General features: G+C 67.4%; 1 pseudogene. It reads left to right on the plus strand.

Annotation, left to right across the window (positions count from 1 at the left end):
- Window positions 1-607 (plus strand): annotated as a pseudogene (locus K7G59_RS34400) (alpha-amylase family glycosyl hydrolase); the annotation flags it as partial.

The raw sequence follows: 607 nt of genomic DNA on the forward strand, positions 1-607 counted from the left end.
CCGGCGGCGACGAATGCCACATGGCCTTCCACTTCCCCGTCATGCCCCGCATCTTCATGGCGGTGCGCAGGGAGTCCCGTTACCCCGTCTCGGAAATCCTCGCCAAGACCCCCGCGATCCCCTCCGGCTGCCAGTGGGGCATCTTCCTGCGCAACCACGACGAGCTGACCCTCGAGATGGTCACCGACGAGGAACGCGACTACATGTGGGCCGAATACGCCAAGGACCCGCGTATGCGCGCCAACATCGGCATCCGCCGCCGCCTGGCCCCCCTGCTGGACAACGACCGCAACCAGATCGAACTCTTCACCGCCCTCCTGCTGTCCCTGCCCGGCTCCCCGATCCTCTACTACGGCGACGAGATCGGCATGGGCGACAACATCTGGCTCGGCGACCGCGACGCCGTGCGCACCCCCATGCAGTGGACCCCCGACCGCAACGCGGGCTTCTCCTCCAGCGACCCCGGCCGCCTGTTCCTGCCCACGATCATGGACCCGGTCTACGGCTACCAGGTCACCAACGTCGAGGCGTCCATGTCGTCCCCGTCCAGCCTGCTGCACTGGACCCGCCGCATGATCGAGATCCGCAAGCAGAACCCCGCCTTCGG

Origin of the sequence: Streptomyces sp. NK08204 (assembly GCF_020400585.1) — a bacterium.
GTDB lineage: Bacteria > Actinomycetota > Actinomycetes > Streptomycetales > Streptomycetaceae > Streptomyces.